Below are 3,176 nucleotides of genomic sequence, written 5' to 3'. Positions count from 1 at the left end.
GGCAAATCTGGTTATGAGCGCATAAGCTGGGAGGAAGCTTTGAGCATAGTCACCAGAGAGATGGAGCGTGTGAAGAGAAAATACGGTCCATCAGCTATAGCAGCAACAGCATCATCACACCACGAATGGGGGAATATTGGCTACAGGCACAGCGCTTTCTTCAGATTCTTTAACCTCTTGGGCTTCACCTACATAGATCACAATCCTGATAGCTGGGAGGGGTGGCACTGGGGTGCTATGCACATGTGGGGGTTCTACTGGCGGCTCGGTGTCCCAGAACAGTACGATCTACTTGAAGACGCGTTAAAGAACTGTGAGATGATCGTATTCTGGTCCTCAGATCCAGACTCGAACCGAGCCATAGGCTACCAAGGTTATGAATCCGCACCTTGGAGGCAGTGGTTAAGAGAACTTGGGGTAAAGATGGTTTTCATAGACCCACACTATAACTATACAGCCGCACTCTACGCAGACAAGTGGTTTGCACCTAGGCCTGGCACGGATACCGCTCTAGCTCTAGCAATAGCTTATACGTGGCTAGTTGAAGATAGGTATGATAAAGAGTATGTAGCCACGCACACATATGGCTTCGACGAGTTTAAGAAATACGTACTAGGTGAAGAAGATGGGGTACCTAAGACTCCTAAGTGGGCTGAAGAATTAACAGACATACCAGCTAGAGAGATAAGGGCGCTGGCAAGAGAATGGGCCTCCAAAAGAACAATGCTGGCTGCAGGTGGACTTGGTGGATGGGGAGGGGCATGCAGATCTGCATATGCAACAGAGTGGACAAGAATGATGGTTGCGCTTGCAGCTATGCAAGGATTGGGGAAGCCTGGGGTCAACATATGGAGCACGACACAAGGCGCACCATACAATGCGAACTTTTACTTCCCAGGTTATGCAGAAGGTGGTATATCTGGAGATCCGCAAAAGACCGCGGCTATGTTTGAGCTATTAGGCAGAGGTATGGTTAAGAAGCCGACCGCTTGTCCAATTCACGATTCACACCACATACCCCGACTTCTTCTACCTGAGTGTATACTGAATCCGCCAGTTGAGTGGAGGGGTAGGGGCTTTTGTGGCGAATCAATAGAGCATCAACTTAGAGCTTTCAGATATCCAACGCCAGGTTATAGTGAAGCCAAGCTACTTTACAGAATTGGTGGAGCATACATAGGAACGATGACTGAAACGAATAGATGGGCTCGGATGTACAGAAGCCCTAAGCTAGAATTGGTTGTAAGTCAGACATTATTTGTGAACGAGCCCGATACAAAGTTTGCTGACATCATATTACCAGCCTGCACAAACTTTGAACGCTGGGATATAAGTGAGTGGGCTAGTTGCTCAGGCTACATACCACATTCTTCTTGCGGCACCAATCATAGGATGATAGTTCTTCATATGAAGTGTATAGATCCTTTAGGCGAATCAAAGAGTGACTACCAGATATTCGCAGAGCTGGCAAAAAGGCTAGGCTTCTACGACGAGTTTTCAGAAGGTGGGATGACGGAGCTTGATTGGGTTAAGAGAATGTTTGATGTAACTGATGTTTCGAAGTATATATCGTGGGAAGAGTTCAAGAAGAAGGGTTACTTTGTTGTACCGCTGCCAAAACCCTACAGAAGTACGCCAGCTCTACGCTGGTTCTACGAAAACAGGCCTAGAGACACGCCTGACTGGGGGCCCGCTCCGCGTGACAGTCCTATCAATAGGATGGGGTTGGCAACCCCAACTGGTAAAATAGAGTTCGTTTCACAGACGCTTTCACGTTTTGACCCTAATGATGCCGAGAGAGCTCCTTTGCCGCGTTTCATTCCATCGTGGGAGGGGCATTTAAGTGAGCGAGCGAAGAAGTATCCCTTACAGCTTATTTCGCCACATCCTAGATTTTCATATCATACACACTATGATGGAAAATCTACGTGGATAAATGAAATCCCCGATCACCGTGTACTAAAGGAAGATGGGCGATACTACTGGGTTATTAGGATAAACCCAAGGGACGCCGAGCTGAGAGGGATCAAGGATGGAGATATAGTTAAAGTGTATAATGATAGAGGGGCAGTCCTATGTGTTGCAAAAGTAACCGAGAGGGTGAGACCAGGTGTTGTCCACGGTTGGGAATCCTGCAACGTGTACGACCCTATTGGTGAACCTGGAGATCCTAATTCGGTTGACAGAGGGGGGTGCCTTAACCTACTGACCCCTGCGAGGTATATATCCAAGAACGCATGTGGCATGGCGCCCAATTCGTGCTTAGTTGAGGTTGAGAAGTGGGGTGGGTAAAATGGTCAGGTGGGCTTTGGTTGTTGATATAACAAAATGCAACGGCTGCTACAACTGTTTCCTTGCCTGCAAAGATGAGTTTTGGGACAACGATCATCTACCATATTCATCAGCCCAACCTAGGCACGGTCATTATTGGATGAATATCTTGTCAAAAGAGAGGGGGCAATACCCGCACGTCCGCGTAGCCTACTTACCTTTACCTTGTATGCATTGCGATAATGCTCCTTGTATAGAAGCGGCTAAGGATGGAGCGATCTACAAGAGGCCAGATGGGATAGTAATAATAGATCCGGTGAAGGCGTTTAACCAAAAACAGATACTCAACTCCTGCCCCTATAATGTCATTTTCTGGAATGAGGAGAAGAAGATCCCTCAGAAATGCACCTTTTGTGCTCATTTACTCGATAACGGGTGGAAGGAGCCAAGGTGTGTGCAAGCCTGTCCTACAAAGGCATTAATATTTGGTGATTTAGATGATCCCAAAAGCGAAGTATATAAGGCTGTGATCTCTGGGAAGGCAGAGCAGTTAAAGCCCGAGCTCGGCGCTAACCCAAGAGTCTACTACATTGGATTATACAAATACAATAAATTATTCGTGGCTGGTAGCGTGGTATTCAAGGATGTGGATGAGTGTGCCGAAAAAGTAAAAGTGATGCTTCAGGAAAGGGAAAGCGGTAAAACATTTACTACTTTCACAAACGTCTTCGGAGACTTCGAATTCGATGGCTTAGATCCCGGTAACTACTCCTTGAGTTTCGAGCATCCACAGTATCGGGCTGAGAAGCTAGAGGTAAAGTTAGAGAGAAGCACCTATATTGGCTACGTCTTCCTGGAAAAGACCTAAAATTCTCTCAACTTTTAACTTGACGAGAGAGAAAGAG

2 protein-coding genes are annotated in these 3,176 nt (G+C 46.8%); both read left to right on the top strand.

Annotated features, from left to right (window positions below):
* Window positions 1-2,292: molybdopterin-dependent oxidoreductase (locus HA494_00010; GenBank protein NHV96166.1), on the top strand; the 2,292-nt coding region annotated here is incomplete at its 5' end.
* Between the two features lies 1 nt (window position 2,293).
* Window positions 2,294-3,139: an oxidoreductase gene (locus HA494_00005; GenBank protein ID NHV96165.1), complete on the top strand. Its 846-nt coding sequence runs from the start codon at window positions 2,294-2,296 to the stop codon at window positions 3,137-3,139.
* Window positions 3,140-3,176 lie beyond the last annotated feature (37 nt).

The organism is Nitrososphaerota archaeon (genome assembly GCA_011605775.1).
In the GTDB taxonomy this organism is placed as follows: Archaea; Thermoproteota; Nitrososphaeria; order Nitrososphaerales; family JAAOZN01; genus JAAOZN01.
Note: the sequence above shows the minus strand (reverse complement) of the source record. Positions and strands in the feature narration are given on the sequence as shown.